This window comes from Aquirufa sp. ROCK-SH2 (assembly GCF_054558315.1).
In genome coordinates this window covers 610,435-637,276 of sequence record NZ_JBPXKB010000002.1, presented here as the reverse complement: position 1 = coordinate 637,276, position 26,842 = coordinate 610,435, and the positions used below count along the sequence as shown (strand labels likewise).

Sequence of the window (26,842 nt, the reverse complement as noted above, 5' to 3'; positions counted from 1 at the left end):
ATATAGAAAGCTCAATGTTACCAAATTGTTAATTTTTTACCTAATTTAGAGAAGCTTTTATTTAATCAAATAGCTATGCCATCCCATTTTCCCTATGCTTTACGTCTTGCTTCTGTATTAATTTCCATTTGCCTGGTTCTTATCGGAATGTATTGGATGAAAGATCTGTTGATCCTTTTATCATTTGCATTGATTTTTGCCTTATTGCTTCTTCCGCTATGTACTAAACTGGAATCTAGAGGATTACCCAGGTCTTTATCTATCGCTATCTCTTTATTGATTACCCTCATCATTCTTACAGGGGTTATCTCGCTTTTATCCTTACAAATGGCCGAATTCATTTCCGATTGGCCTAATTTCATTCAAAAAACCGAAAAGTGGATCTCCTCTCTTCAAACATTTTTATCTAGAAACCTGAACATCTCTAGAAAAAAACAAATGCTGGAATTAAGCAATCAAACCATCAGTTTATTGAAAAATTCGGGTGAAATTCTAACAACCACTTTTGGCACAATGATTCACATCATTACCACCGTTATTTTAATTCCCATCTTCGTTTTCTTTTTCCTCTATTACAGAAATTTTTTCGCTAGCTTTTTAGGAAAGGTTTTCCCCAATACCGAAGCTCAGGTACTCAGTGGTATCATGAGTAAAACAGGAAAAGTGGTGCAAAGCTATTTAATTGGCCTCTTTTTAGTCATGCTGATTGTCGCCATTGTTAATTGCGTAGGATTTTATTGGATGGGTGTAGAATATCCCATCTTCTTTGGAATTTTAACTGGGCTATTATTAATCGTTCCTTATGTAGGAATTTGGATGGCAACCCTTTTCCCCATCTTGTTTAGCCTAATTTCTTTAAGTCCTGCCAACACCTTGGCTGTTATTGCTTGGGTGGCTGCCGTCCAATTCATTGAAGCCAATTTCATTACTCCATTGGTAGTTGGATCCAAAGTAAGTGTTAATCCCATGGTCGCGATGTTTGTTTTGTTAATCGGTGAGTTAATTTGGGGAATACCAGGACTGATCTTAGCTCTGCCTTTAACCGCCATCATGAAAGTTATTTTTGACCACGTTCCCGCTTTAGAAGCCTATGGGTATTTATTGGGAGAAGCACCGAAGAGAGGGAAGAGGTATGATGTATGATTTATGAATTATGATTTATGAAGTAAGAGGTAAGAGTTTTCTCTCTTCTCTTTCCTCTCTTCTCTCTTCTCTTTTCTCTCTTCTCTCTTCTCTCTTCTACAAAGAAAGTAACTCCTTAAAACGTATCGATTGTCTTCTAGAAATCTCAATTTTTTCGCCTTTTCCAATCAATGTGACTTGCAAGCCACCTGAAAACCAAGGTTCAATTTTTTCGATGTAATTCAAGTTAATGATGTGCTTTCGATTCGCTCTGAAGAATACTTTGGGGTCCAAACGTTCTTCCAAGGCATTTAAGGATTTTAAAACTAAAGGTTTTTGGTCTTCGAAAAACAAGCGAACATAATTTCCCATCGACTCACACAAGCGGACTTTATCCAGGCGAACAAACCAGCACCTTTCTCCATCTTTGACAAAAATTTGATCCTGAGCTCCTAGCACATGCCCTACTGGACTAACTGCCTGCGATGATTGCGTTCTTTGAACCTGAAATACGCGCTTTTCTAATTTTTGAATACTTTCACTCAATCGCGATAATTCAATGGGCTTTAATAAATAATCCAAGGCATTTACCTCAAAGGCTTTCAATGCATATTCATTAAAGGCTGTCGTAAAAATAACTTCTGGCAAAAATCCATCCCACTCTTCCAACCACTCAAAACCTGTTTTTCCTGGCATTTGAATATCCAAAAACAAAACATCAGGCTGTAATTCTTCAATTAAGGTCCCTGCTTCGTCTGTATTAGAAGCCTCTCCTACTATCTGAATATTGGGAAAATTTTCCAATAAACGTTTCAACTCGTTCCTAGCTAATCGCTCGTCATCAACAATAATTGCATTCATGGCATTCAAAATTATTCCTCAAGGTAAGGCAAAATCAATTTTGCTTGTACTTGATTTTTGTTCAATGGTGATAGACTTAGTTGAGCGGTAGTTCCAAACAAAATTCGCAAACGATTTTGGGAATTAATTAAGCCTAGCCCCAATTGACTTGCATTTTTCGCAATCAAATGTCCCGGATTTTCAACCTCAATCACCAACATTTGTTGAATTTCCTGCGCCTTAATTTTGATGCAACCTCCTTTTACCGACTTAGAAATACCATGCTTTATTCCATTTTCTACCAATGTTTGTAAAATCATCGGTGGAATTTGTGCTTTCAAACAATTCGGCTCTATCTGAAATTCCCATTCCAATCGTTCTTCATATCTGATTTTTTCCAAAGCCAAATAATCTGTAATTGTCTCCATCTCTTCTGAAAAAGGAATGGTTTTTTTTCTTTCAGTCAGCAAAGAACTGCGCAACAATTTCGACAATTGATTGATTCCTTTCTTTGCCTTTTGCGGATCTTCGGTAATCAACGCTCTAATACTATTCAAGGCATTGAAAACAAAATGGGGGTTCATTTGTGCCCTCAAAACCTTCCCTTCCGTTTCCTGAATGGTTCGTTCTAATTGATCATTCTCTCTTTCCATTTCCAATTTTTTATTAGAATACTGAAAAAAGAAATAAATCAATTGCCAAATGGCAATCGGCTTCATGAAATTAAAAATAATTTGAAGAACAATGAATGGACTCAAATCCACTTCAAAACTTTCCTGAAGAAAAATATAATCGAAGGGAATATTCAGCGCTGCCATACATGTCGACATGATGACCAACGATATAAAATGCCACTGTAACATTTTATATAGACTCAATTCATGCCAATGAAAGTGAAGGGATATTTTTTTGTATTGATGTGTCAAAAAAATGGCAACAAAAATATTGATGATGGAGGCAATCGCCCATGCCCATTTCCAGCCATATTGATTGGTATACAACAAGGCTTCGTTCAAGGACCAAGTGACCCAACCTCCCAATTGCAATAACCAATATAGCTTGGATCTTTTCATCTTTACATCGATTCAGGCAAATGCTTCAAATGCTCTACATTGCAAGCGTCCAATAATTCAAATTCAGCTTTTTGGTAATGATATCTTAAATGATATAAACATAAATTATAATGTGCAAAATGATCCATTTTATGCAAAGGTTCATTGAACAAATGTGTCAATAAAACCCGCATCGCTCTACCGTGCATGGCTATTAAAATAGACTTTTCCTCTGGCCTAGCAATGATTAAATCTACCACAGGTTTTTGACGATTCAGTACATCTAAAGGACTTTCCCCTTCATCGGAAGTAACATGAACATTGCCTTCACGCCAAGTATTGACTAAATTTTTATAATATAAATTGTCTTCATCATTCGCTTCTTTCCCCTCTTTACTACCCCAAGAAATTTCATTTAAGCCCTCGTGTTGCTCCCAATCAATTCCTTTACGAATGAATCCTTCTACTGACTGATGCGTCCTTTTTAATTTAGAAGTATAGATTTTATCTAATTCCAAATGTTGATAACGATCAAAAAATGCCTGCGCTTGTTGACGTCCCAATTCATTCAAATCGGCATCTATGCCACTTCCTTGCACAACTCCCAATCGATTGTAATCTGTTTCTCCGTGTCGTACTAAGTAAATGTCTTTTGTTGAATGCATAAATAATTGAATTAAGGGATTGAAATCGCTAAATAATTGCGAATTTTACGCACAAAAATACAAATTATATGTTTAATACTTCTACTAGTTTAGAGTCATTGAATAATTGGGGAAAAGGAAATATGCTCGAACACCTTGGAATCGAGTTCATTGAATTAACTTCAACAAGCTTAAAAGCAAAAATGCCCGTTGACCATCGAACAAAACAACCTTTTGGCTTGTTACATGGAGGTGCATCGGTTGTTTTAGCAGAAACACTTGGCAGTGTAGCATCAACATTGGCTGTTGAAGACCCTAAAACGCAAATTGCCGTTGGGGTTGAAATCAATGCCAACCATTTAAAATCTGTCAAAGGAGGTTACGTCATTGGCACTTGTACGCCTTTGAGAATTGGTAGAACAATGCACGTTTATGAAATTAAAATTCACGATGAACATGACAATTTAGTTTGTGCAAGTCGATTAACCGTTGCAATTTTACTCCCGAAATAATTCAAAAATGAATAATTCCGCCAAGTCAAATCAAACAATATCACTATCCACATGGGAATCTATTTGGCATAATGCGCAAAAAGCGAATGATGCGATAGCGCTTTGGCGTTTACCCAATCAGGATATTACAACACTTTTGATTGACAAAAATGGCGGTAAAGAAATCAATACATTAGCAATAAATGAATTAGGGCCAGGATTTATCGCTGCTCCCTTTGAAGGAACACCCTTCCTTTTAGAAGCATCGGAAATTCAAAGTGGGATTTTAGAAAAGAAAATCGACACGGCACCTTTTGAAGTACATAAACACTCAGATTCAAAAACCAAAGATCATTTTATCCAAAAAGCCAAAGAAGCAGTAGCGGAGATACAGGCAGCGAACTTCCAAAAAGTTGTGTTATCTCGATTTTCCCAAAGTGAATTCTCCAAAGAATTTTCTCCGATCGAAGCTTTTTTAAAATTAAGTCAGGCTTATCCCAAAGCCTTTGTTTCTGCTTTCTATTTACCAAAATTACAAGCCACGTGGATTTGCGCGAGTCCAGAAATATTGGTAGAAGAAAACCAGGAGGGACTATTTAAAACAATCGCTTTGGCTGGAACTCAATCTGCTTTGAATGAACAAGGAGATGCTTTAAGTGTGCAGCAGGCGACTTGGACGCATAAAGAAATCGAAGAACAAGCATTTGTCAGTCGGTACATCATTGAATGTTTCAAAAAAATACGATTGAGAGAATACGATGAAATTGGACCCAAAACAGTCATTGCGGGCAATTTGATGCACCTTAAAACAGAATACGTGGTGGATACGAAGAAAGTGCAATTACCGACACTTTCAGGAATCATGCTCTCACTTTTACACCCAACTTCTGCTGTTTGCGGAACGCCGAAAGAAAGTGCTATTCAATGGATAAAACAAGCTGAATTGCACGATAGAGAAATGTACAGTGGTTACTTAGGTCCTATCAACATTGACCATGAAATACATTTATTCGTGAATTTACGAACGGTTAAAATAGAAGAGTCGACTGATAAATACCTTGCTACCTATTATGCTGGATGTGGAATAACGGAAGATTCAAATGTTGAAAAAGAGTGGTTGGAAACGGAAATGAAATGCGAAACCGTTCGATCAATCATTGAAACAATCAATTAACTTGGCCTAAACTAACTTTGACCGTATCAATTCGTGCATCTTTGGTTGTTAAAATCTGAAATTTGAAAGGTTGTAAAGTAATCACTTCATTAACTCCAGGAATATCCTCGTAAAGACTAATCAACATTCCACCCAGCGTATCATAATCACCCTCTGGCAAATTCCAATCGTATTTCTCGTTCAAGTAATCGATTTCATGACGTCCAGAAAGGACAAAAGTCGTTTCATCAATCTTCTTTTCTACCCAATCTTCAGAATCATCGTATTCATCTTGAATTTCTCCAAAAATTTGTTCCATCACATCTTCCATACTAACAAGTCCAGAAGTACTCCCAAATTCATCCACAACTAAAGCCAAAGACTTTCTTTCTTTCGAAAATTTGATCATTAAATCATTGGCAGGCATCGCTTCAGGAACGATGGGAATGGGAGTTAAAATTGCTTGTAAATCTTTTGGTTTTTTGAACAAAGCCAAGGAATGGCAATACCCAATGACATCTTCCAAATTTTCTTTGTAAACCAACACCTTGGAATGACCGCTTTCAATGAACACTTTCTGTAAACCGTCAATGCCTTCTTCCAAATCTATGGCCGTGATTTCTGTTCTGGGAATCATGCAATCGCGCACTTTTACCTGTTTAAATTCCAAGGCATTGTGGAAAATTTTCGTATCTACTTCTGCTTCTTCTTCAGTGGAAATTTTTCGATTCAAGTTTTGCAAATAATGGTTCAAATCGGTTAAACCAAATGCTGGTTTTTCCTCTGAATAGGTCAAGCGCATCACTTTGGTAATAAACCATTTGGATAAACCCACTGTCAACCAAACCAATGGGAACATCAACATATAAATGATCCAAATTGGGATAGCTAAAAATTCCAAAATAACATCTGGATTAATCAAAAAGATGCTTTTGGGTGTAAACTCCGAAGTAGTTAAAATCAAAATTGTAGCTACGACAGATGCCAATAATCGGGCAACTATCTCGCTGGTAATCAACGGAATATTGGCTAAAATCAAATGATGCAAAAATTCCTCCATGAAAATACCATAAGCCACCAAGGACAAAGTATTGCCTATCAACATCGTTCCAATGAAACGACTTGGGTGCTGATTGAAATTAGAGATGATTTTGGCAGAAAGAATTTCTTGCTTCGCTTTTAGTTCAAAATACAATTTATTGGACGAAACAAATGCCATTTCTACACCTGAAAAGAAGGCACTGAAAATCATGGATGCCAAAATGGCGATTATTTCTGAATGCTGAATACTAGTATCGGGGTCCATGGGACTTTATTTTTTTAAATTTTTCTTTTTGGTTTTATCCGAAACAGGAGGTTTTTTCTGGGATGAATCAGCCTCGGATTTTAATCTTTCATTTCTGCTAATTTGATAATAAAACAAACAAGCCATGCAAAACATCAACCAATTATAATGGAAAAAAAGCTCTAACCAAAATTTACCTTGAATTTCCACGGGAGTAGGTGCATTTAGGTCAATGACCCAAATGATGAAAAAACCAATCCCCGCCGATAAACTTAAAACCTCTTTTTTGTTCATAATTTAAGCCATTAATGATTTTTGAACATACCTAAAAGTAGAAACAAATAATCCAATAAATATCAATATTGACCCAATCCAAACCAAATTAATATACGGTTTTTCCAAAGCCTTGATAATGATTAAGTCTTGCTGAGTGGTATTCACTGCAAAACTAAATTCCTGCGTTTTTGGATTAATGGACGTAAACTTAATCTTAATACCAGTCTCTTCACTTTCAAAAGCAGGCATCCCAACCATTCCATCTTTGATGACAAAAACAGGATTTAATTCATATTGTTGATAATTTTTACCAAGAACTTGAAAATTTGCCTGAACGGCTGCATCATTGGGTCCCAAAGTAATATTTTCAACAGTGGTTACTCGGGCTACATCCTTTAAAACCGCCACAAAATCATTTAAGAACAAGGTATCTCCGATGCTAACCGTTGAATTTGTCGTTGGACTCCATTGCTTCTCCTCTCCTGCCTCCGCAGCCAATCGAGGATCCAAAGACACATAGGTGTAAATATCATGAGAGAAAGCATGCTTCACATCAGGTGAAATAGCTGTTCCCATTTTCGGATTCACTTGCCATCTTGGGAAAAGTGAAACGGCCTCACCTTCGGCATTTTTGAATTCTAATTCATAATACGTATTCTCCGGTTCCACCGTCAAAGTATCACCTTTTTTAGCAATAGAGATCCCATCTCTTACAATATCTTTCAAAGCAACGGCATGAAAATCGCCTTCAATGATTTCAAAATCCTTGCGATTAAAATACCCTTTTTGGCCTCTAACTTCGATTTTACGTCCTTTATAGGTTACTAAATAATCTTGCATTTGAGCGCCTTGGCCCAACCAAAGTGGAAGATTTTCTTTATTTTCTTTGTTGTTATCTTTCGTAAACTCCTCCGCCTTGTTCGAAATAGCAAATCCAGAACGGTTCAATGACACTACTTTGGAATAACCTGAAGAAAATAAAATACCAATCAACATGATTGCTAATCCAACGTGTGCAGTAGCACCGCCCGTTAAACTGAATTTTTGACGAATTAAAAACCAAAGAATACTAAAATTGGCTACTAGCGCAAATAAACTGCTCCACAACAAAGCAATGTAAGAAACCGTGTAAATTTTCCCGACATTAATCATCACAACTGCCAATAGAGTAGCAGTAATGGCAGAAGTCCCTAAAGGCTTCCAAGAAGTCGATTCTTTGATTTTCCCCCACCAAACAAATTGTCCGATACCACTCAATAAGGCGATGGCGAGAAAAATCCATAATTGAATTTTGCTGTAATGTTCAGCCTGATCCGCTGGTAAAGCAATATTGGAAACTAAACCAAAAGCCTCCGCAATTTTATTGTAAACAGGAATAGAGGTTGTGAAAGTCAATTGAAAAGCAGACAAACCTAAAATGGAAGCCCCTATAAATATCCAAAACTCGCGAGAATAAATAGACAATTCTTTTTCATCTTTCGGCAAATCTTTCCATCTCCAAACGGCTAAAGCAATAGCCACAAAAAGAAACGTTCCCATGTACAAAAGTAATTGTCCAGACAAACCTAAATCGGTAAATGAGTGAACAGAGGCATTTCCTAAAATCCCTGAGCGATTCAAAAAGGTTGAATACAAGACAAGAATAAAAGTAGCAATGACTAAAATAATCGAGGTTTTCAGCGCAGCACTAGAATTACGGTAGGCGATCATGGTATGAATGCCACCAACCAATACCAACCAAGGCACAAAAGAGGCATTTTCGACGGGGTCCCAGTTCCAATATCCCCCAAAATTCAAGGTTTCATAAGCCCAATAAGCTCCCATCATGATGCCAATACCCAAAATACCTGCACCAAAAAGCGCCCAAGGCAAAGCAGGTTTGATCCAACTTGTTAATTCTTTTTTCCATAAACCCGCTATTAAATAAGCAAATGGAACCAAAGTTAAAGCAAATCCCAAAAACAAGGTTGGAGGGTGAATGACCATCCAATAATTCTGTAATAAAGGATTTAAACCACGTCCATCTTTGGGAATAAAATTGGGTTGCATACTCCAAACTGGCAAATCAGGTTGCGCTTCACGCAACAATAAAAACGGAGATGATCCTATTTTCAAGTCAATGAGTGGAATAATTACTCCCAAAATCATGGAAGTCAAAAAGGTTTGCACCAAAGCAAAAACAGCCATCACAGGCGCTTCCCACTTCGGATTTTTAAACATTAAAATAGTACCTAAAACCGCTTGCCAGAAAATCCACAAAAGGAATGAACCCTCTTGCCCTTCCCAATAGCAGCTAATCATGAACATGGTTGGCAAGGCCAAAGAGGAATGGGTAAATGCGTAGTGGTACTCAAAATAATGATTGTAAATAATCACAAATAAACTTGCCGCAACACCCACTACAAAAATCAAATGAACAATAAAGAAAAAACGGGCATTTACTTTCCATTCATTCAATATTAAATCATTAGAAGCTTGGGCTGCTTTGAAATAAGCAAAGGTCGCAATCAAGGCGGTTATGAAAGAACCAATGACTAAGAAATGACCTACAGAACCAATTGTTTCGTGTATCATGTTTATTTTTTGGCTTCAAAAGAAGCAGTTGAATCAGCTGAAATTTTACCTTCTTGGTATTTAGAAGGACATTTTAACAATATTTTATCGCAGTAAAAAATTCGATCGGGTTTCATACTCCCAACCAAAACAATCTTTTCAGATTTTTCAAAATCTTGTGGCTTGGGTGCCGAATAAATCACTTGATTTTCTCTTCCTAAACTATCTTCCACAATAAATTCCAAACGATTTGCATCCAATGCAGCATTGAAATTCAAGCCTAAAATTTTCCCTTGGGCATCTCTTTTTAATTTACCTACTACATGCACCTTTTGATTTGGATCATTTTGAGCAATTTTTTCTGCCTCATCAAATCCGACATAAGTAGATACATCTGCCGTTGTAGTTAAAATAATACCAATCGCAATCGCAATTAAAACAAGGCCAACAATGTGTGTCTTTTTCATATTGAATTATTTTTTCAATTGTTTTTCCAGCTTAGAAATTTTAGTATCCAAACGAAAAAGGTAAACAAATATCCCTGTTAAAATTACTGCAACGACTGCAATGACCACATAGATTTTACCATCTTGACGAAATTTATCCGCCATTTCAACTTCTTGTGCTTGAGCAATAAAGCTCAATAAAATAAAGCCAATCATTAATAAGAAAGATTTCATGCGTTCTCCTTTTCTTCGATTAATTGTTCAATTTTCATAACACGGATGCGCAAATTGGCTATCCAAAAACCCAATAATGTCCAACCAATAATGGCTGGATAAAATACCATTCTCATGCGGTTATCTAAATCCATGGAATTAAATCCTGGATTTCCTCCATTTCCAGGGTGCAACGAATCTGTCATACGAGGTAAAATCCATATCAAGACCATAAAAATAAAGAATGCAAAGATATTGTACACGTTGGAAATTCTTGCCCTTTGTTGCTCATCTGGCATAGAAGATCGAACCAATAAATAGGCTAAGTAAATAAGCATCCCAATAGCCACAGAATTCAATTTAGGATCATTCGTCCACCAATCTCCCCAAGTAAATTTTGCCCAAATAGACCCTGTAATTAAACCTAAAATGGCAAAAAGCAGGCCTGTTTGCACGTAGGCATTGGATACTAAATCATGTTTCAAATCCGACTTGCGCAAATATTGAACGGAATGATAGACAGAGGTTCCCAATAAGAAAATCATAGTAAACCACATGGTCACATGAAAATACAAATTCCGCACGGTCTCATTCAAGATGGCTTGACGAGGCACAGGAGCATTAAATCCTGCCCAAATGGTATAAAACAACAGAATGACACAAGCAATTTGTGCCACATATTTTTTTAATGTCTCCATATATAAGGGAATAAAATCCCTGATAAAACAATTACAATAACATCTAACGAGCTTAAAATAGCAATTTCATCCCAAGTTTCTGTGATTGAAATCCCATCTAGAGCACTTTTAGACATTTTCAACAACAAAAGTAATAAAGGAATAATGATCGGAAAACTTAAAACTGCCATTAAAGTGGGAGTATTTTCCCCTTGTGCGGCAATTCCAGCCACCAAAGACAAGGTGGATGCAAATCCGATAGCACCTAAAACTAAAGTCAACGCATACAAAGGAATATTCCCCACTGGATTACCCATTACCCAAGAGTAAAAAACAAAGCCAATGAAGGAAATAAGTAATAAAATCAGCGAATTATATATGATTTTGGAATAAATAACCGACTCCGGACTCACTAAGGTGAAATAAAAAACACTTCGTTGAGCAGGTTCTTGTGTAAAGGATTTACCTACCGCATTGACTGCCGTAAAAAGCAGAATGATCCAAAATAAAGTATTCCACGTAATCGGATTTATAGCTTGATTTTTAGCTTTAAAAGATAAATAACAAACAAAAATTGTGGACGCCAAATACAAGAGCAATCCATGAATAGCATATTTTTGACGCCATTCCAATTGCATCTCTTTTTTCACCAAAACTGCTATTTCATTCACTACCATGCGTCGATTTTACTAAGCAAGGTGCAATTTACAACAGAAATTCTGTTAATAGAAGGAAATGAGGTATTAGTTATTAGTGATTAGTTATTAGTTGTCAGTTAATTAATAAGTAGAATTAATTTCTAGTTTTTTGACAGGTTTGGAATCCCAATAAATTGAAATTTAACACAATGGTCACAAAGATTTTTTTTAACATTAAGGCATTAAGAATCATTAAGTCTATTTTCCTTAATTCTTCTCTTTTCTATCTTCTCTCTTCTCTTTTCTATCTTCTCTCTCCTCTTTTCTCTCTTCTCTTTTCTTAAATAACTAATTTTAATCATTTTTTACATCAAAAATACTTAGTACATTTGTGCTAATTTTGAACAATTCTAAATAAGAGAATCAAATTTCGTATGTTAACATTGGCGGATTTAAAGATTGGTGAGAAGGCGGAAATCATAGGTTTTACTGACGAAATTCTATCCTTAAAATTATTGGAAATGGGCTGTTTACCTGGAACTGAGGTCGAATTGACCCATCTGGCTCCATTTGGTGACCCCATAGCAGTGAAAGTTTCTGGCTATACACTTTCTATGAGAAAAGAAGAAGCCGCAACGATCCAAGTTAAATAATATAAATTTATACCCGAGTGAAAAGACCCAAAATAGCGCTTATAGGTAATCCCAATGCAGGAAAATCATCTCTGTTTAATACCCTAACGGGTTTGAATCAAAAAACAGGAAATTTTCCAGGTGTTACCATGGATAAATTAACAGGGATTTGGGACTTAGAGCCAGGAATCGAAGTGGAAATCTTAGATTTACCGGGTATTTACAGCATTTATCCAAAATCCATTGATGAAGAATTAGTCATTAATATTTTGGGTAATCCTGCACATGAAGACTATCCTGATATGGCCATCGTGGTGGCAGATGCTTCTAATTTAAAAAGAAACCTATTGTTGTTCTCGCAAGTGAGGGACTTAGGTATTCCAACCGTATTGGCACTCAATATGATTGACGTGGCTGAAAATCAAGGCTACGTGTTGAATTCTTTGAAACTAGCAAGAGAACTTAATGTGGAGGTGGCTGAAATCAATGCCAAAAAAGGTATAGGTGTCAATGGATTGCGTATCGCTGTTTCCAAAACATTACATAATCTGTATGCCTCCAATGATGCCCTTCCACTTCCTGTAGAAGAAAGTTTATTAAAAGATATTCAAGCAAAATTTGGCGAAGCAGACCCTTATCGCTCCTTGTTATGGTTGATGGAGCATGATCGGATGAAAATGTTTAACCAAGAACAAAGAGAAACCTTTGATGCCTTATTAGAAAAACATCAATTTAGCTCTAAGTATTACAAGTCGGCAGAGACGGTAAAGAGATACGAGCAATTATCGGATGTGGTAGAACGTTGCGTTATCAACTTAAATAGACAATGGGATGCAGTTCCTGTGAAAACGTGGACGGACCGATTGGATAAAGTTTTTTTACATCCCATAGGTGGTTATTTATTCTTCCTGGCCATATTATTTGTCATGTTTCAGGCAGTATTTACGTGGGCGACGATACCTATGGATGCCATTGATGGTGGTGTTGCAGCCTTGAACGATTGGTTAAAAGGAATTTTACCAGACACTAAACTGACAGGCTTATTGACCGATGGTTTGATAGCAGGTATTGGCGGAGTATTGATTTTCATTCCACAAATTGCCTTTCTATTTTTGTTCATTTCTTTGTTGGAAGAAACAGGATATATGTCTAGAGTGATGTTCATCATGGACAAATTGATGCGCCGTTTTGGACTAAATGGTAAATCTGTTGTACCATTGATTTCAGGCGTAGCTTGTGCCGTTCCTGCCATCATGAGTACTCGCTCAATCGGCTCTTGGAAAGACCGCTTAATCACCATTTTAGTTACCCCATTAATGTCGTGCTCAGCTCGACTACCTATCTACACGGTATTGATCGGATTGGTAGTTCCGGAAAAAAACACCTTGTTTGGTTTATTTAATTTACAAGGAGTTGCTCTGTTTGGATTGTATCTTTTGGGATTTTTTATGGCGATTTTCTCGGCTTGGATCATGTCTAAAATCTTAAAAGTGAAAGAGAGAAGTTATTTTATCATGGAACTCCCTACTTATAAAGGCCCAAGATTCAAACACATTTCTATTTCCATATTAAACTCAGTAAAGGCATTTGTTTTTGAAGCTGGAAAAATCATTGTAGCCATATCAATTGTCCTTTGGGTATTTGCCAGTTATGGACCTGGAGACAGTTTTAATCAAGTGGAAATCAATGTTAAAAAACAATATCCTACCTTACAAGGTGTAGAATTATCCAATAAAATTGCCTCAGAAAAACTAGAAAATTCTTATGCAGGACATTTTGGCAAATTCATTGAACCTGCCATTCGTCCATTAGGTTATGATTGGAAAATTGGGATTGCATTAATCACATCCTTCGCTGCGCGAGAGGTCTTTGTGGGCACAATGTCTACGATTTACAGTTTAGGTGGAGAGGTTGAAGATGAAAATGCCACCATCAAAAACAGAATGCGTGCAGAAATCAATCCAGAAACAGGCAAGCCTTTATACGATGCCGCATTGGGATTTTCTTTACTTATTTTTTATGCATTCGCTATGCAATGTATGAGTACCTTGGCTACGACCTATCGTGAAACGAAATCGTGGAAATATCCATTGATTCAGTTTGGATACATGACGACATTGGCTTATTTAGCAGCCTTTTTAGTGTATCAAGTATTGAAGTAAAAAATAAAACATCACATACTTGATAATTTTCACAAAAAATCAGTTGTTCATCTATTTGTATTAATAATTCTAACTAAATTTCGTAATCTATTTTAAAATCAAAAAATCATGTCAACTACCTATCATTTATCGTCGGCGCAAGATTTAACGAATGATATATTAGAAGAAATAAAGGTAAAGTTTCAATCTAAATCTATTACAATTATAGTAGAAGAAGCTGAATTAGAATATGAATTAAATTCGGAAGAAAAAGCGTTGCTTGACCAACGATTAAAAGAAAATAAAGAGAATTATCTAAGTAGTAACGAATCAATTTCTATACTCAAAACCAAATATGGAGTATAAGATTTTAATTTCTAACCAGGCTCAAATTGAAATTGAAAATGCCATAAACTACTATGCTTTAATCAGTTCTAAAACACAAAAAAAATTTGTTTTAGAAATAATCGAGGTTTATTCAATTTTAGCAACAAATCCTTTTTTTTCAATCAAGTATAAAAACATTCGATCTATCAAAATCAAAAAATTCCCATATTCTCTGTATTATACTATTAATGCTAGCAATAAATCGATTAAAGTTTTAGCTTGTTTCCATCAAAAAAAACATCCGAACAAACAACCAAGAAAATAATTTTCTTTCTTTTCCTTTTGCTAGTCTGTATTTTTGTCAAAAATCCGCTTTATGAGAACCTTTACAACTCAAACTCCTCTTAGGAGTTTTCTACCTGCCGAATTTGTTTTATCAACTTGGGAAAGTGTTTTACCGTATTTTGAACAACTTTCTAATCAAACAATCCATAGTTTGGCAGAATTGGAAAAATTCTGTTTACAGCGTTCGGAATTAGAAAGTTATTTATCGGAGAATTTTGCTTGGCGATACATTAAGATGTCTTGCGATAATCAAAATGAGGACCTTCAAAAAAGCTATCAACAATTTGTCAATGAAATTATGCCAAATGCCTCTGTTTATGATGATGCATGGAACAAAAAAGTCATTGAAAGCGGATTTACCCAAGAATTACCTAGTATAGGCTACTCCATCATGTTACGCGGGATGAAAAAAGCCATAGAAATTTTTAGGGAAGAAAACATCCCCTTGTTCACTGAATTACAAAATTTGCAAACCCAATATGGCGCTGCAACGGGTGGATTGATGGTGGAGATTCATGGGCAAGAAAAAACATTGCAACAAGCCAATGCCTATTTGGAATCAACGGATAGAAACGAACGCAATGAGGTTTATTTAAAAATAGCGGAAAAGCGTTTAGGTTTAAAGGATGAATTAAATTATTTATTTAGTCAATTAATTAAGAAGCGTGATTTAGTTGCAAAAAATGCAGGTTTTGAGAATTTCAGAGATTATTCATTCGCTAGCTTAGGCAGATTCGATTATACAGCAGCAGATTGTTTTGAGTTTCACGAGGCGGTAGCAGAAACGGTGGTCCCGATTTTGAACCAACAAGCTGAAAAAAGAAAAAGCCTTATGGGCTTGTCAGAGTTAAGTCCTTGGGACAAAGCGGTTGATCCATTGGGCAGAAAACCATTGAAACCCTTCGAAACAGGTGAGGAATTATTATCTAAAACCATCACTGTTTTCGACCAATTAGATCCATTTTTGGCTAATTGTTTAAAAGAAATGGTTCGTTTGAATCGTTTTGATTTAGATTCGCGAAAAGGAAAAAATCCAGGAGGTTATAATTACCCATTGGAAGAAAGCGGATTCCCATTCATTTTCATGAACGCCGCTGGACAAGTGCGCGACATGGTAACGTTATTACATGAGGGGGGCCATGCGGTTCATTCCATTTTAACCAAGGATTTACCAATCAATTCCTTCCGAAATTTTCCATCAGAAGTGGCTGAATTGGCATCTATGAGTATGGAATTAATTACCATGGACTTTTGGGATGAATATTTCAGTAATCCTGAAGAGGCGAAAAGAGCGAAAATTAAGCATTTGGAAGACATTTTGGAAACATTACCTTGGGTTGCCACGATTGACGCCTTTCAACATTGGATTTATGAAAATCCTGAACATAGTTTAGCAGAGAGAGAAACAAAATGGTTGGAAATTATTGCGAAATTTTCAGATAAGATCACCGACTGGACAGGATTAGAAGAGATTAAGGCACATATTTGGCAAAAGCAATTACACTTATTTGAAGTCCCTTTTTATTACATTGAATACGCCATTGCTCAATTAGGTGCTCTTGCAGTTTGGAGAAATTATTGCCAAAATCCTGAAAAAGCATTGAATCAATACCTCGATGCCTTGGCTTTGGGTTATACCGTTCCAATGAAAGAAATTTACGCAACAGCTGGAATTGAATTCAACTTTAGTAAAAAATACATCAGTGAGTTAATGGATTTTTTGAAGAAGCAGTTGGTGGGTATTAGTGGTTAGTTATTAGGTATCAGGTATTAGTTATTAGGTATCAGGTATTAGATCAGGTATTAGATCAACTTTTAGAAATTACTTGAATTTTTTCAAACACTAATAACTAAACACTAATAACTAATAACTAATAACTAATAACTAATAACTAAATATTTCTTCCCTCATACTTCATAATTCACAATTCTTTACTATTTTTGCACCGTAATTTTTACAAAAAAGAAAATGAAATTAAAATCTTTACTTCCTGTTTTAGCGATTGCATTGCTTGCATCGTCATGTGATTATCAAAAGAACAACCGTATCAAGCAAAAAGATTTGAACGAAGGAAATGAATACGTATATGGTGTTCACCCAGACAGCGCAGCGGTTCAAACAAAATTAAAATACGATGCTAAACCAGAATTAGAGGTGAAAGCCAATGAAATCCGCGCTAAGTTATTCAACGGACAAGAAATCAGTAAAGGAAATTAATCCTTATCAATGATAGTTTTTTAAAAGCCGACATGGTCGGCTTTTTTTATGCATTTTAATTACTATAATATTGAACTTGGTGAGCTTTGTTTTAAAAAATAAAGATTAGGCAAACACAAAGTACACGGAGACCTAAAATAAATACTCCTTCAAAAAAGTTAATTGATAAATAATCAACGTATAAACAGAGGACCAAATAAGGCCAGAAATCGCCATAAAAAATAAGATTCTTGGCAAAGGAACTTTGAATGATAAGGATAATAAACTTCCACCAATGGGTGTAAAAATCAAAGGTGTTAAAGCTGCGATGCCTTTGATACCAAATTTTTGCCAAATGCCGACTGCGTAGCGCGCTCTTTTAGAAAAAATCAAGGGCTTCGTCTTCCGAAAACTAGCAATCCAATTCACCAAAAACTTACCTATCGAAACGATAATAATGACCGTCAACATGAATCCAATCCATGAAGACAATAAAGTTTCATACCAAGTTAAACCCAAACTAAAGCCCGTAATGGGGCCTGCAATATACTTCAAAGCTGTTGCTAGCATAACAGCAAAATATTTTCCAAAGGGCATTATTGATTGGATTTATAGACGGCGACTCCCTTATTTAGGAAATCAACAAAATGAGCAACATCTAAGTCGAATGCCACAGGCGTTTGCAGAGGTTGTTGATCCTTTCTTGGGTCCATCAACACATAATGCGGCTGAGCATTAGAATTAAATCGAGTAATTTGAAAGTCCAAATTCTGATCTCCTAAAGTTTTCTTTTCTTGTCCATCTTCTTTAGACACATACCATTTTTCCTTAGGCAATTCCGTTTTATCATCGCAATACAAGGCTACCACCACATATTCCTCTTTCAAAATAGCTAATACTTGAGGATCTGACCAGACATTTTCTTCCATTTTACGACAATTCACACAACCATGGCCAGTAAAATCAATGAACATAGGTTTACCTACCTTGGCAGCATAAGCTTTTGCCTCATCATAATCAAAAAAGCCATCGAGTCCCAAGGGTAATTTTAAAAAATCGCCATATTTAACAGCAGAACTTGATTTTTCAGTCACACTTGTTTCTCCTGAACCTCCTTTAAAATCTTGCGTTCCCATAGGAGGCAACCAGCCCGAAAGGCCTTTCAAAGGTGCGCCCCACATACCTGGAACCAAATAAATCACAAAAGCCAAAACGGCAGTAGCAAACAAAGTTCTTGGTACCGATAATTTACCAGCAGGTCCATCATGTGGCAATGAAATTTTTCCAAAAAGGTACAAAGTCAAAGCTCCAAAAATGGCAATCCAAATCGCCAAGAATATTTCACGATCCAACAAATGCCAATGATAAACCTGATCTGCAACGCTTAGAAATTTGAATGCTAAAGCAATTTCCAAGAATCCCAGCACAACTTTCACTTCATTCATCCAATTACCTGATTTGGGTAGTTTTTTCATGAAGCCTGGAAATACAGCGAATAGTGTAAATGGAATGGCAAAGGCCAAAGAGAAACCGAGCATTCCAACAATGGGTTTTACAAAAGCGCCTTGGGAAGCGGCAATCAAAATAGATCCTGCCAGAGGTCCAGTACATGAGAACGAGACCAAAACCAAGGTAAATGCCATAAAAAACACACCAATAATACCGCCTTTATCAGATTTAGCATCTACATTATTGACCAAATTGGAAGGTAACACAATTTCAAATGCTCCTAAAAAAGAAATTCCAAAAAAGATAAATATGATAAAGAATAGCATATTCGGAATCCAATGTGTACTCAAGAAATTAGCAAAGCTCGCGCCGGCAAAAAAGGCAAGTATGGTTCCGAAAAACACATAAATCAATACAATGAATGCTCCATATAAAAATGCTAATCCCTTCCCTCCTTTTTGTTTTGTAAAAAAACTAACCGTCATAGGTATCAATGGATATACACAAGGAGTTAATAATGCCAAAAAACCAGCCCCTAGGGCGATAAAGAAAAAAGAAAACAAGGATTCTTCAGCAGGTATTTCAAGACCTTCAGCTTTCTTAACTGTTGCTACTTCAGGTTTTGAGATGACCGAGTCAGTTACACTAGCAACCTGCGAGGTACTCGTTGCTTCTACAGGCTCTTCGGCTGGCGTGGAACTTGCTGACTCCTTAGATAAAGACTCGCTTTGACTACTTATTTGAAAAGGTCCTTTGATAGGAACACATAAACCCGATTCATTGGAACAAGACTGAGAATCATAAATTCCTTCTATTTTCCAATTAGGTGCTACAATTTTGACTTTTTGACGAAATTCCGCTTTTTCAGTAAAATAGGTGTAAGTGCCATTCCAAATCTCTGCGTCAAACTTTGAATGAGGATTAATTGGCTTTAAATCACCGATTGTTTCTATTCCTTGATTGGGCTTAAAAGTAACTGTGGTAACCACAGGCCCTAAATCTTTATCGAAATCAGATGAATATAAATACCATCCCGGTTGAATCGCTACTTTGAAAATAACTTCCGCTTGTTGACCAACTTTTGGATTTTCGGGTTTTAAAGTCCAAGACCACTTGGCAGGAGTGATTTTTTGAGCCATCAAAGGCAAATTCAATAGCGTCAAAAATAAAAGGAGTATATGTTTCAATTTCATAAGAAGGGTCAGATTGTTACCAAATAGGTAATTATTTTTATTAAAAATAAGTTCAAATTTAGCTTTTAGAAAAATAGAAATCTGTATTAGTCGATAAATTTTTCTATTTCGGATATAAAATCGTATTTTTGCGCTCTTTAAACGTATCCAAAGAACATTTATTATACATGGCTGCCAGCACATTCCCAACCCAACGCGACAAAGAAATTTTTGACTTGATCAACCAAGAGGCACATCGCCAAGAATTTGGTATTGAGTTAATTGCCTCAGAAAACTTCACATCTCCACAGGTGATGGAAGCACAAGGTAGTGTTTTAACCAATAAATATGCTGAAGGACTTCCAGGCAAGCGTTATTATGGCGGTTGCGAGGTAGTGGATGAGGTGGAAACTTTAGCTATTGAGCGCGCAAAACAATTGTTTGGTGCTACTTGGGCAAACGTTCAACCGCACTCAGGAGCACAAGCCAATGCAGCGGTGTTTTTATCTTTCTTAAATCCTGGTGACAAAATTTTAGGATTTGATTTATCACACGGTGGACACCTTTCACACGGATCTCCAGTCAATTTTTCAGGTAAATATTTCCAAGCATTCTTCTATGGTGTAGAAAAAGAAACGGGATTGATCGATTGGGATAAAGTAGAGGCAACAGCTTTGAAAGAAAAACCAAGGTTGATTATTTGTGGTGCATCTGCTTATTCAAGAGATTGGGATTATGCTCGTTTAAGAAACATTGCAGACCAAGTTGGAGCCATTTTATTGGCAGATATTTCTCATCCATCAGCTTTGATTGCAAAAGGTTTATTGAACAATCCGATGCAACATTGTCATATAGTAACGACTACAACCCATAAAACTTTGCGTGGTCCACGTGGTGGTTTGATCATGATGGGGAACGATTTCGAAAATCCGTTTGGCTTCAAAACCTTAAAAGGAGAATTGAAAATGATGTCAGCTTGCTTGGATGGCGCTGTTTTCCCTGGAACACAAGGAGGACCTTTGGAGCATGTCATTGCAGCTAAGGCAATTGCGTTTGGAGAGGCATTGACCCCGACATTCGAAGCTTACGCGAAACAAGTTCAAGTAAATGCACAAGCAATGGCGAAGGCGTTTTTATCGAAAGGTTATGAAATCATTTCTGGAGGAACAGATAATCACTTGATGTTGATCGACTTACGTCCAAAAGGATTAAGTGGAAAATTAGCAGAAAATACCTTGATTAAAGCCGATATCACGATTAATAAAAATATGGTTCCATTTGACGACAAGTCGCCATTTGTTACCTCTGGAATGCGCGTAGGTACTGCTGCCATGACTACTCGTGGATTAAAAGAATCAGAAATGGTTCAAATTGTGGATTTGGTAGACAAAGCCTTAATGAATCACGAAAATGAAGCAGTATTGAGTCAAATTAAAGGTGAAGTAAATGAGTGGATGAAGCAATTCCCACTTTATTAATTATAAAAAAACAAAATGAGTTTAGATCAAGATTGGGAAGAAAATTCAAGTGAGAATGAAGACAAGGACGGCACTGAGATGTCGTTTATGGATCATTTAGAAGAGTTACGTTGGCACATCATTCGTTCCTTAGCGTCGATTGTTGTATTCACGGTTACTGCTTGGATTTTCCGAAACGAAATTTTTGGCATCATAATCATGGGGCCTACGAAAGTAGATTTCTATACCAATCAATTGCTTTGTAGAGTTGCCGATTACACAGGTATGACGAGTCTGTGCATGCAACAAGCGGATTTTATTCTTCAAAGCAGAGAAGTATCTGGTCAATTCATGATGGCCTTGACTCAGTCGGTTATTGTAGGTTTACTATTTGCCTTTCCTTATGCCTTTTTTGAAGTTTGGCGCTTCATCAAACCTGGTTTAAAGAACAAAGAATTAAAAGCAGCGAGAGGAGCGGTTTTCTGGGTTTCTTTGTTATTTTTCACAGGTGTATCTTTTGGCTATTTTGTGGTTGCGCCTATGGCCATCAACTTTTTAGCTAATTTCAAATTGGATCCCTCCATCCAAAACCAATTTGATATCAATGATTATATTTCGCTATTGTCGATGTTGACCTTAGCTTGTGGATTGACTTTCCAATTACCGATGGTGGCATACGTACTTTCACAAGTAGGCATTCTAACGCCATCATTCATGCGAGAATACAGAAGACATGCCTTAATCGTTATTTTGGTTTTGGCAGCTCTGATTACTCCATCACCCGATATCATTTCTCAAATGCTGGTAGCAGTTCCATTGTTTGGACTCTATGAAATCAGCATCTTTGTTTCGGCAGGTGTATTGCGTAGAAAAATGAGAGAAGAAGAAGCGGATTCTTAATCGAATTCTTTAAAAAATAACAATGAATTACCTTTCGGCAGAGAATGTTTCACGCAATTTGGGCGAAAGATGGGTATTTAAAAACCTATTTTTCGGTTTACAAAAAGGTGAAAAAGTGGCCTTAATTGGCAAAAATGGAACAGGCAAAACCACTTTAATGGAGACATTGATGGGGATGCAAAGTCCAGATGAAGGAAAAATCTCTATCCGCAAAGGAATTCGAGTAGGATATCTTCCTCAAAATCCTGATTTCAATGAAAATGAGGAAGTATTGAATTACCTCTTTTCAGATGATTTACCCAGTGCAGTAGCTATCAAATATTACGAAAAAGCCATGATTTCGGGAGATCCGAAAGAATTAGAAGAGGCCTTTTCTTTGATGGAGGCAAATAATGCTTGGGATTATGAAGCAAGAGCGAAGCAAATTATTTCACGTTTAGGTATTCCTGATGGCGAACAAAAGGTTTCTACGCTTTCTGGGGGACAAAAAAAACGCTTGGCATTGGCCAAATTGTTGATTGAAAGTCCAGACATCATGATTTTGGATGAACCTACCAACCACTTGGACATTGAGACCATTGAGTGGTTAGAGGGAATTTTATCAGGCCCCAATGTGACCGTTTTGGTTGTATCACACGATAGGTACTTTTTGGACAAAATTTGCAACAAAATGTTTGAACTGGCAGACGGTTCATTATATACTTACGAAGGCAATTATGCTTATTTCTTAGAAAAGAAAGCCGAGCGTGAGGCTTCCGAGGCGAGTAGTATTTCCAAAGCAAAAAATCTTTATCGTAAGGAATTAGAATGGATGCGCAAGCAACCTAAAGCGAGAGGAACAAAAGCGCAATATCGAATTGATGCCTTTCATGAAACTGAAGAGAAAGCCAATAAGAAGATAGATGATAGCAAACTAGAATTGAACATACAGATGTCCAGACTAGGTAATAAAATCATTGAAATCAATCATTTAAAGAAGGCTTGGGGAGATAAGAAAATCGTCAATGATTTCACGTATACATTTAAGAAAAAAGATCGAATAGGCATTGTTGGAAAAAATGGAGCCGGTAAAACGACCTTTTTGCAATTATTAACAGGCAATGAACAACCCGATTCGGGAACGATCGATCCAGGAGAAACTTTAGTGATTGGCTATTATACTCAATTACCCTTTGAGTTTAGACCAGAACAAAGGGTCATTGACACGATCACGGAAATAGCCGAAGTGATTCCTTACGGGAAAAATGAAAGTTTAACTCCGAGTCAATTTTTGAGCAAATTTTTATTCCCAACTGCTCAACAATATACGCCCGTTTCGAAATTATCCGGAGGAGAAAAGAAGCGATTGCAATTGATGAAAGTATTGGTCAAGAATCCAAATTTCTTGATTTTGGATGAGCCAACCAACGATTTGGACTTAGATACCTTACAGTTATTGGAAGACTTTTTGAGTGAATTCCAAGGCTGTTTATTATTGGTTTCTCACGACAGATACTTCATGGATAACTTAGTGGATCAATTGATCTTGGTGGAAGGCGAAGGAGAAGTGAATTTCTTTAATGGAAATTATACGGATTATCGTTTGGCATTGGAGAATGAGACTTCGAAAACCTCGCCTTCGAGACCCTCAGGCATCGGAATAAGCAATGGAAATACTATTAATTCAGAAGCAGATCACAACAAAAATCCGTTAGATAAGGATTTTAACAAAAAAGCGGTGGCTGAGGCTCTCGAAGCCACGAAGCCCAAAAAATTATCTTTCAAAGAGCAAAAAGAGTTTGAGGAATTGGAAAAGGAAATGGCCGATTTGGAATTGAAGAAAGAGGCATTCATTGAAAAATTAAATGCGGGATCAGAAGATTTTCAAGAATTAGCCAAGTGGGCCCAAGAAATTGAAAAAATCAAAAACACCTTAGAAGAAAAAGAATTAAGGTGGTTAGAACTTTCAATGTAATCAAATAAACTTTGTGAACTTAGTGTTAAAAAAAATACGTTAAACTAACCATTAATCATGAACAATTTTATTGACTTTGCAATTTCGCTATTTACAGGTGTGACCACTGGGGTAGTCGCATCCTATTTTTTCTTAAAATATTTTTTAAGTACGAAAAAGCCTGATATTGTTATATCTGATTATATCAGTAAACAGGTCGTCAAAGGGGAAACTAGTTATTTACTTAAATTTGTCAATTTAACTGACAGTGAAATTTTCGACATACACATTGAGCTTACTTTTTATAAACCTATTGGTGATTATAACGGAGGGAATTTACTAGGTAATGACATTAAATTAAAAGATAATTTTTTATCTTATTTGCCGAACAATTCAACAAACAATCCACACAATTTACATGCGGTAAGAATTCGTACAACTGAAAATATAGAAGAAATGTGGGATGATTCAAGTTCATTTATCAGACTTTCAATCATAGCAAAACATTCACTGTCAGGGTTTAATAAAGTTTTCAAAAAAGATTTCATTAATAAAGAATGTATTACGGAAAAACGATTTTTATCAGGCAATGATTTGTCAGTGAATTAATCATATTCATTTGTTTTATCAATAATTGCTATTAATTTTACAACAGCTTATCAACCATTCAAATAAAATAATAATATGATGAATTCTGATATCATTTTAGGCTAGGCCTTACCACACGAAAGAATTAAAATTTATAGCTTGTATTTTACAAGCTATTTTCATTTAAGAAATCTAAAACAAGGTTTATCCATATCATTTTACCAAGGAATTAAATAGATTTTATAATTTTTCAAGCCAATGGACCCACTCGAAGGAAAAACGCTTCAATTTATTCTTGAATATTTGGTAGAAACCATGGGCTGGGAAGAAATGAGTCGCCAAATCCGCATCAATTGTTTTGCGATTAACCCAAGCATCAAATCCAGTTTAACCTTTTTGCGCCGCACTCCATGGGCTAGAAAGAAAGTGGAGATGTTGTATTTGAAGAAAGTGGTTAAGAGGTAAAAGGTATTTCAGCCTCTATTCTTCTCCCTCCTTAGCATTTTCATCAAACTTCGCCTTCATGGTGGGATTTCCGTGTGTCAATCGTTTAATGGTTAATTTCTCCGCTTTTTCGTTCGCAATACGAAGGTTTTTATCTGAACTCAATAACTCTTCTTTTACCTTCTGAAGATTGGCAATGCTTTTATCGATCGAATCTATAGCCGAGTGGAATTTCTTGCTAGCTTGGTTGTAATTATAACCAAAATCGTCTTTAAACTTGCGTATATTCTCCTCAAAATTGGTGATATCAATGTTTTGACGCTTCATCATCGACAACTCAGCTTTGTACTTGAGTGAATCTAAACCACTTTTACGCAAAATTGAGATAATCTGAATGAAAAACTGTGGACGAACCACGAACATGTTCGGATATTTATGAGAAACATCCACAATACCCGTTTCGTAATAATCATTTTCTCTTTCCAATAAGGAAACCAAAATGGCATACTCGCATTTTTTCTCTTTACGATCTTTATCAAGCTTTTCAAAGAAATCTTCATTCTTCTTTTTCGTGGCAGTCTCATCCCCCTCATTCTTCATCTCAAACATGATGGAAAGAATCTCATCTCCATTTTCATCAACCTCCCGATAAACAAAATCTCCTTTTGTTCCCGATTTTGCATCGTTATCTTTTTCAAAAGTTGCCCTTGGAAAGGCCAAATTATGCACCATGTCAAACTGAATTTTACAGTGCTGTTCCAATGTCTCCCCAAGCATTTTAGTTGATAATTTCAACTTAAAATCCTTATGCAATTTTATTTCTTCTTCTTTTGACTTAATTAATTCGTCTTTTAGTTTTAAATCGGAATTATACTTTTCTCGCAGTGAAATAAGTGCTACCTGAGCTTCTGATTCTTTCTGAGCCAAAGAAATTTTCAACTGATCTCGTTCTTCTTTTATCTGTTGCAAGGCTTCTTGAACAGAAAGACTTTTTTGCATTTCAGCGTTCTGAATGCTCGATTGCATTTCAGCAATCTTAATATCTTTTTCAGCCAATTTTTGAATCAGGGCAGATTCTGAATTCGCCTTCATTTGAGCAATTTCTTGCTCTTTTTTTGCAACATATTCTTGTAATTTATTTCGAAGATTTGCCTCTACTAATTGAACAGCACTCTCTTTCTCTCGCTCTGCAATTTGCAAACGATTTTGAATCTCTTCTTCAAACTGATGATCTCTAATTTGTTTTACAATATCCGCAAAACCTGACTCATCGATTTTAAACGCCTTCTTGCAATGTGGACAAATGATTTCTTGCATGTTATATCCTACCTTTTACTACTAGCAGTGTTTTTCAACTTTTCTATTTTTCTATCTCTTCTCTTACCTATTACCTTTTCCCTCTTACCTATTACCTCTTACCTCTTACCTATTACCTCTTACCTTTTACCTTACCCTACGCCTTCTCCCTCGATTTATTAATGGCTTTTAAGATGATGAACAAAGCAAAGGCTACGATCAAAAAGGATATAAATGTGGATAAGAAATTACCGTATTTAATGGCTGTGCCTGGTATCACCAGCTTGTTCATGTCTGTCAAATGTGCTGCATTCAAGACAGGAGTTAATATCGCTGGAGTGATTATATCATCTACCAAAGAAGAGACTATCTTACTAAACTCGCCTCCTATCACCACCCCGACAGCCAAATCAATGACGCTGCCTTTCATGGCAAATGTTTTAAATTCTTGTAGTAAACCCATTTTGAATTATGAATTATGAGGTATGAATTTTGAGGTAAGAGGTAAGAGGTAAGAGGTAAGAGGTAAGAGGTAAGAGGTAAGAGGTAAGAGGTAAGAGTACTTTTCTCT

Annotated in this window: 28 protein-coding genes; 14 read left to right on the top strand and 14 right to left on the bottom strand. The window is 36.3% G+C overall.

Going from position 1 to position 26,842, the window contains the following annotated elements; genetic code table 11:
- The first annotated feature begins 75 nt into the window (after positions 1-75).
- Positions 76-1,143, top strand: coding sequence for an AI-2E family transporter (locus V7S79_RS06785; RefSeq protein WP_459489805.1), 1,068 nt, complete (start codon positions 76-78; stop codon positions 1,141-1,143).
- 96 nt (positions 1,144-1,239) lie between these two features.
- On the opposite strand, the gene V7S79_RS06780 is transcribed toward V7S79_RS06785, so the two are convergent.
- Genes V7S79_RS06780 through V7S79_RS06770 form a run of 3 tightly spaced genes read right to left on the bottom strand, consistent with a single transcriptional unit; the run spans position 1,240 to position 3,679 of the window.
- The gene (locus V7S79_RS06780) at positions 1,240-1,983 is read right to left on the bottom strand and encodes a LytR/AlgR family response regulator transcription factor (RefSeq protein WP_459489804.1); all 744 of its coding nucleotides are present in this window, start codon (positions 1,981-1,983) and stop codon (positions 1,240-1,242) included.
- Positions 1,984-1,994: 11 nt separating this feature from the next.
- Entirely contained in the window at positions 1,995-3,035 is a 1,041-nt protein-coding gene (locus V7S79_RS06775) for a sensor histidine kinase (RefSeq protein WP_459489803.1), read from the bottom strand.
- A 2-nt stretch (positions 3,036-3,037) separates the two neighbouring features.
- Complete coding sequence (locus V7S79_RS06770) at positions 3,038-3,679, bottom strand: histidine phosphatase family protein (protein ID WP_459489802.1); 642 nt, start codon at positions 3,677-3,679, stop codon at positions 3,038-3,040.
- Between the two features lie 68 nt (positions 3,680-3,747).
- Here V7S79_RS06770 and V7S79_RS06765 point away from each other — a divergent pair, with 68 nt between their 5' ends.
- Entirely contained in the window at positions 3,748-4,170 is a 423-nt protein-coding gene (locus V7S79_RS06765) for a hotdog fold thioesterase (protein ID WP_459489801.1), read from the top strand.
- Between the two features lie 7 nt (positions 4,171-4,177).
- Positions 4,178-5,323: a chorismate-binding protein gene (locus V7S79_RS06760; RefSeq protein WP_459489800.1), complete on the top strand. Its 1,146-nt coding sequence runs from the start codon at positions 4,178-4,180 to the stop codon at positions 5,321-5,323.
- On the opposite strand, the gene V7S79_RS06755 is transcribed toward V7S79_RS06760, so the two are convergent.
- From V7S79_RS06755 to V7S79_RS06725, 7 genes are read right to left on the bottom strand one after another with little or no spacing between them, the layout of a single operon-like run.
- The gene (locus V7S79_RS06755) at positions 5,316-6,608 is read right to left on the bottom strand and encodes a hemolysin family protein (RefSeq protein WP_459489799.1); all 1,293 of its coding nucleotides are present in this window, start codon (positions 6,606-6,608) and stop codon (positions 5,316-5,318) included. The two genes, V7S79_RS06760 and V7S79_RS06755, sit on opposite strands and share 8 nt — an antisense overlap.
- 6 nt (positions 6,609-6,614) lie before the next feature.
- Positions 6,615-6,881 carry a hypothetical protein gene (locus V7S79_RS06750; RefSeq protein WP_459489798.1) on the bottom strand — a complete coding sequence of 89 codons (267 nt, stop codon included), beginning with the start codon at positions 6,879-6,881 and terminating at the stop codon, positions 6,615-6,617.
- A gap of 3 nt (positions 6,882-6,884) precedes the next feature.
- The gene (gene ccsA, locus V7S79_RS06745) at positions 6,885-9,437 is read right to left on the bottom strand and encodes a cytochrome c biogenesis protein CcsA (RefSeq protein WP_459489797.1); all 2,553 of its coding nucleotides are present in this window, start codon (positions 9,435-9,437) and stop codon (positions 6,885-6,887) included.
- A 2-nt stretch (positions 9,438-9,439) separates the two neighbouring features.
- Complete coding sequence (locus V7S79_RS06740) at positions 9,440-9,883, bottom strand: cytochrome c maturation protein CcmE domain-containing protein (RefSeq protein WP_459489796.1); 444 nt, start codon at positions 9,881-9,883, stop codon at positions 9,440-9,442.
- Between the two features lie 6 nt (positions 9,884-9,889).
- Positions 9,890-10,096: a CcmD family protein gene (locus tag V7S79_RS06735; RefSeq protein ID WP_459489795.1), complete on the bottom strand. Its 207-nt coding sequence runs from the start codon at positions 10,094-10,096 to the stop codon at positions 9,890-9,892.
- On the bottom strand, positions 10,093-10,773 hold the full coding sequence (gene ccsA / locus V7S79_RS06730) for a cytochrome c biogenesis protein CcsA (RefSeq protein ID WP_459489794.1): 681 nt from the start codon (positions 10,771-10,773) through the stop codon (positions 10,093-10,095). Before ccsA (V7S79_RS06730) ends, V7S79_RS06735 begins: the two co-directional genes overlap by 4 nt.
- Positions 10,761-11,429, bottom strand: a complete 669-nt coding sequence (locus tag V7S79_RS06725) for a heme exporter protein CcmB (RefSeq protein ID WP_459489793.1) — start codon at positions 11,427-11,429, stop codon at positions 10,761-10,763. The genes ccsA (V7S79_RS06730) and V7S79_RS06725 overlap by 13 nt, the downstream gene beginning before the upstream one ends.
- A gap of 395 nt (positions 11,430-11,824) precedes the next feature.
- Between V7S79_RS06725 and V7S79_RS06720 the strand changes: the two genes are divergently transcribed.
- The 6 genes from V7S79_RS06720 (at position 11,825) to V7S79_RS06695 (ending at position 17,053) form a co-directional block, all read left to right on the top strand.
- The gene (locus V7S79_RS06720) at positions 11,825-12,043 is read left to right on the top strand and encodes a FeoA family protein (protein WP_459489792.1); all 219 of its coding nucleotides are present in this window, start codon (positions 11,825-11,827) and stop codon (positions 12,041-12,043) included.
- 17 nt (positions 12,044-12,060) lie between these two features.
- Complete coding sequence (feoB, locus tag V7S79_RS06715; RefSeq protein WP_459489791.1) at positions 12,061-14,184, top strand: ferrous iron transport protein B; 2,124 nt, start codon at positions 12,061-12,063, stop codon at positions 14,182-14,184.
- Between the two features lie 108 nt (positions 14,185-14,292).
- Positions 14,293-14,529 carry a hypothetical protein gene (locus V7S79_RS06710; RefSeq protein ID WP_459489790.1) on the top strand — a complete coding sequence of 79 codons (237 nt, stop codon included), beginning with the start codon at positions 14,293-14,295 and terminating at the stop codon, positions 14,527-14,529.
- Positions 14,519-14,815: a type II toxin-antitoxin system RelE/ParE family toxin gene (locus V7S79_RS06705; protein WP_459489789.1), complete on the top strand. Its 297-nt coding sequence runs from the start codon at positions 14,519-14,521 to the stop codon at positions 14,813-14,815. Before V7S79_RS06710 ends, V7S79_RS06705 begins: the two co-directional genes overlap by 11 nt.
- 51 nt (positions 14,816-14,866) lie before the next feature.
- Positions 14,867-16,588, top strand: a complete 1,722-nt coding sequence (locus tag V7S79_RS06700; protein ID WP_459489788.1) for a M3 family oligoendopeptidase — start codon at positions 14,867-14,869, stop codon at positions 16,586-16,588.
- A 216-nt stretch (positions 16,589-16,804) separates the two neighbouring features.
- Positions 16,805-17,053 carry a hypothetical protein gene (locus tag V7S79_RS06695; protein ID WP_459489787.1) on the top strand — a complete coding sequence of 83 codons (249 nt, stop codon included), beginning with the start codon at positions 16,805-16,807 and terminating at the stop codon, positions 17,051-17,053.
- A 132-nt stretch (positions 17,054-17,185) separates the two neighbouring features.
- Here V7S79_RS06695 and V7S79_RS06690 read toward each other — a convergent pair whose 3' ends face one another.
- Both V7S79_RS06690 and V7S79_RS06685 read right to left on the bottom strand, forming a co-directional pair.
- Positions 17,186-17,629, bottom strand: coding sequence for a hypothetical protein (locus V7S79_RS06690; RefSeq protein WP_459489786.1), 444 nt, complete (start codon positions 17,627-17,629; stop codon positions 17,186-17,188).
- Positions 17,629-19,674, bottom strand: a complete 2,046-nt coding sequence (locus tag V7S79_RS06685) for a protein-disulfide reductase DsbD family protein (protein ID WP_459489785.1) — start codon at positions 19,672-19,674, stop codon at positions 17,629-17,631. The genes V7S79_RS06690 and V7S79_RS06685 overlap by 1 nt, the downstream gene beginning before the upstream one ends.
- A 167-nt stretch (positions 19,675-19,841) precedes the next feature.
- Between V7S79_RS06685 and V7S79_RS06680 the strand changes: the two genes are divergently transcribed.
- The 5 genes from V7S79_RS06680 (at position 19,842) to V7S79_RS06660 (ending at position 24,996) form a co-directional block, all read left to right on the top strand.
- Complete coding sequence (locus V7S79_RS06680) at positions 19,842-21,131, top strand: serine hydroxymethyltransferase (protein WP_459489885.1); 1,290 nt, start codon at positions 19,842-19,844, stop codon at positions 21,129-21,131.
- Between the two features lie 15 nt (positions 21,132-21,146).
- Complete coding sequence (tatC, locus tag V7S79_RS06675) at positions 21,147-22,010, top strand: twin-arginine translocase subunit TatC (RefSeq protein ID WP_459489784.1); 864 nt, start codon at positions 21,147-21,149, stop codon at positions 22,008-22,010.
- A 22-nt stretch (positions 22,011-22,032) separates the two neighbouring features.
- Positions 22,033-23,964, top strand: a complete 1,932-nt coding sequence (locus V7S79_RS06670; protein ID WP_459489783.1) for an ABC-F family ATP-binding cassette domain-containing protein — start codon at positions 22,033-22,035, stop codon at positions 23,962-23,964.
- 57 nt (positions 23,965-24,021) lie between these two features.
- Positions 24,022-24,552 carry a hypothetical protein gene (locus tag V7S79_RS06665; RefSeq protein WP_459489782.1) on the top strand — a complete coding sequence of 177 codons (531 nt, stop codon included), beginning with the start codon at positions 24,022-24,024 and terminating at the stop codon, positions 24,550-24,552.
- Positions 24,553-24,789: 237 nt separating this feature from the next.
- Positions 24,790-24,996, top strand: coding sequence for a VF530 family protein (locus tag V7S79_RS06660; RefSeq protein WP_459489781.1), 207 nt, complete (start codon positions 24,790-24,792; stop codon positions 24,994-24,996).
- A 15-nt stretch (positions 24,997-25,011) separates the two neighbouring features.
- Here V7S79_RS06660 and V7S79_RS06655 read toward each other — a convergent pair whose 3' ends face one another.
- Both V7S79_RS06655 and mscL read right to left on the bottom strand, forming a co-directional pair.
- Positions 25,012-26,292 carry a DUF2130 domain-containing protein gene (locus V7S79_RS06655; RefSeq protein ID WP_459489780.1) on the bottom strand — a complete coding sequence of 427 codons (1,281 nt, stop codon included), beginning with the start codon at positions 26,290-26,292 and terminating at the stop codon, positions 25,012-25,014.
- A 136-nt stretch (positions 26,293-26,428) separates the two neighbouring features.
- Positions 26,429-26,734, bottom strand: coding sequence for a large conductance mechanosensitive channel protein MscL (gene mscL / locus V7S79_RS06650; RefSeq protein WP_459489779.1), 306 nt, complete (start codon positions 26,732-26,734; stop codon positions 26,429-26,431).
- Positions 26,735-26,842 lie beyond the last annotated feature (108 nt).

Bases quoted from the DNA above. Each gene is read 5' to 3' on its own strand.
- V7S79_RS06785 (WP_459489805.1), top strand. From the start codon at position 76: ATGCCATCCCATTTTCCCTATGCTTTACGTCTTGCTTCTGTATTAATT.
- V7S79_RS06780 (WP_459489804.1), bottom strand. From the start codon at position 1,983: ATGAATGCAATTATTGTTGATGACGAGCGATTAGCTAGGAACGAGTTG.
- V7S79_RS06775 (WP_459489803.1), bottom strand. From the start codon at position 3,035: ATGAAAAGATCCAAGCTATATTGGTTATTGCAATTGGGAGGTTGGGTC.
- V7S79_RS06770 (WP_459489802.1), bottom strand. From the start codon at position 3,679: ATGCATTCAACAAAAGACATTTACTTAGTACGACACGGAGAAACAGAT.
- V7S79_RS06765 (WP_459489801.1), top strand. From the start codon at position 3,748: ATGTTTAATACTTCTACTAGTTTAGAGTCATTGAATAATTGGGGAAAA.
- V7S79_RS06760 (WP_459489800.1), top strand. From the start codon at position 4,178: ATGAATAATTCCGCCAAGTCAAATCAAACAATATCACTATCCACATGG.
- V7S79_RS06755 (WP_459489799.1), bottom strand. From the start codon at position 6,608: ATGGACCCCGATACTAGTATTCAGCATTCAGAAATAATCGCCATTTTG.
- V7S79_RS06750 (WP_459489798.1), bottom strand. From the start codon at position 6,881: ATGAACAAAAAAGAGGTTTTAAGTTTATCGGCGGGGATTGGTTTTTTC.
- ccsA (WP_459489797.1), bottom strand. From the start codon at position 9,437: ATGATACACGAAACAATTGGTTCTGTAGGTCATTTCTTAGTCATTGGT.
- V7S79_RS06740 (WP_459489796.1), bottom strand. From the start codon at position 9,883: ATGAAAAAGACACACATTGTTGGCCTTGTTTTAATTGCGATTGCGATT.
- V7S79_RS06735 (WP_459489795.1), bottom strand. From the start codon at position 10,096: ATGAAATCTTTCTTATTAATGATTGGCTTTATTTTATTGAGCTTTATT.
- ccsA (WP_459489794.1), bottom strand. From the start codon at position 10,773: ATGGAGACATTAAAAAAATATGTGGCACAAATTGCTTGTGTCATTCTG.
- V7S79_RS06725 (WP_459489793.1), bottom strand. From the start codon at position 11,429: ATGGTAGTGAATGAAATAGCAGTTTTGGTGAAAAAAGAGATGCAATTG.
- V7S79_RS06720 (WP_459489792.1), top strand. From the start codon at position 11,825: ATGTTAACATTGGCGGATTTAAAGATTGGTGAGAAGGCGGAAATCATA.
- V7S79_RS06710 (WP_459489790.1), top strand. From the start codon at position 14,293: ATGTCAACTACCTATCATTTATCGTCGGCGCAAGATTTAACGAATGAT.
- V7S79_RS06705 (WP_459489789.1), top strand. From the start codon at position 14,519: ATGGAGTATAAGATTTTAATTTCTAACCAGGCTCAAATTGAAATTGAA.
- V7S79_RS06700 (WP_459489788.1), top strand. From the start codon at position 14,867: ATGAGAACCTTTACAACTCAAACTCCTCTTAGGAGTTTTCTACCTGCC.
- V7S79_RS06695 (WP_459489787.1), top strand. From the start codon at position 16,805: ATGAAATTAAAATCTTTACTTCCTGTTTTAGCGATTGCATTGCTTGCA.
- V7S79_RS06690 (WP_459489786.1), bottom strand. From the start codon at position 17,629: ATGCCCTTTGGAAAATATTTTGCTGTTATGCTAGCAACAGCTTTGAAG.
- V7S79_RS06685 (WP_459489785.1), bottom strand. From the start codon at position 19,674: ATGAAATTGAAACATATACTCCTTTTATTTTTGACGCTATTGAATTTG.
- V7S79_RS06680 (WP_459489885.1), top strand. From the start codon at position 19,842: ATGGCTGCCAGCACATTCCCAACCCAACGCGACAAAGAAATTTTTGAC.
- tatC (WP_459489784.1), top strand. From the start codon at position 21,147: ATGAGTTTAGATCAAGATTGGGAAGAAAATTCAAGTGAGAATGAAGAC.
- V7S79_RS06670 (WP_459489783.1), top strand. From the start codon at position 22,033: ATGAATTACCTTTCGGCAGAGAATGTTTCACGCAATTTGGGCGAAAGA.
- V7S79_RS06665 (WP_459489782.1), top strand. From the start codon at position 24,022: ATGAACAATTTTATTGACTTTGCAATTTCGCTATTTACAGGTGTGACC.
- V7S79_RS06660 (WP_459489781.1), top strand. From the start codon at position 24,790: ATGGACCCACTCGAAGGAAAAACGCTTCAATTTATTCTTGAATATTTG.
- V7S79_RS06655 (WP_459489780.1), bottom strand. From the start codon at position 26,292: ATGCAAGAAATCATTTGTCCACATTGCAAGAAGGCGTTTAAAATCGAT.
- mscL (WP_459489779.1), bottom strand. From the start codon at position 26,734: ATGGGTTTACTACAAGAATTTAAAACATTTGCCATGAAAGGCAGCGTC.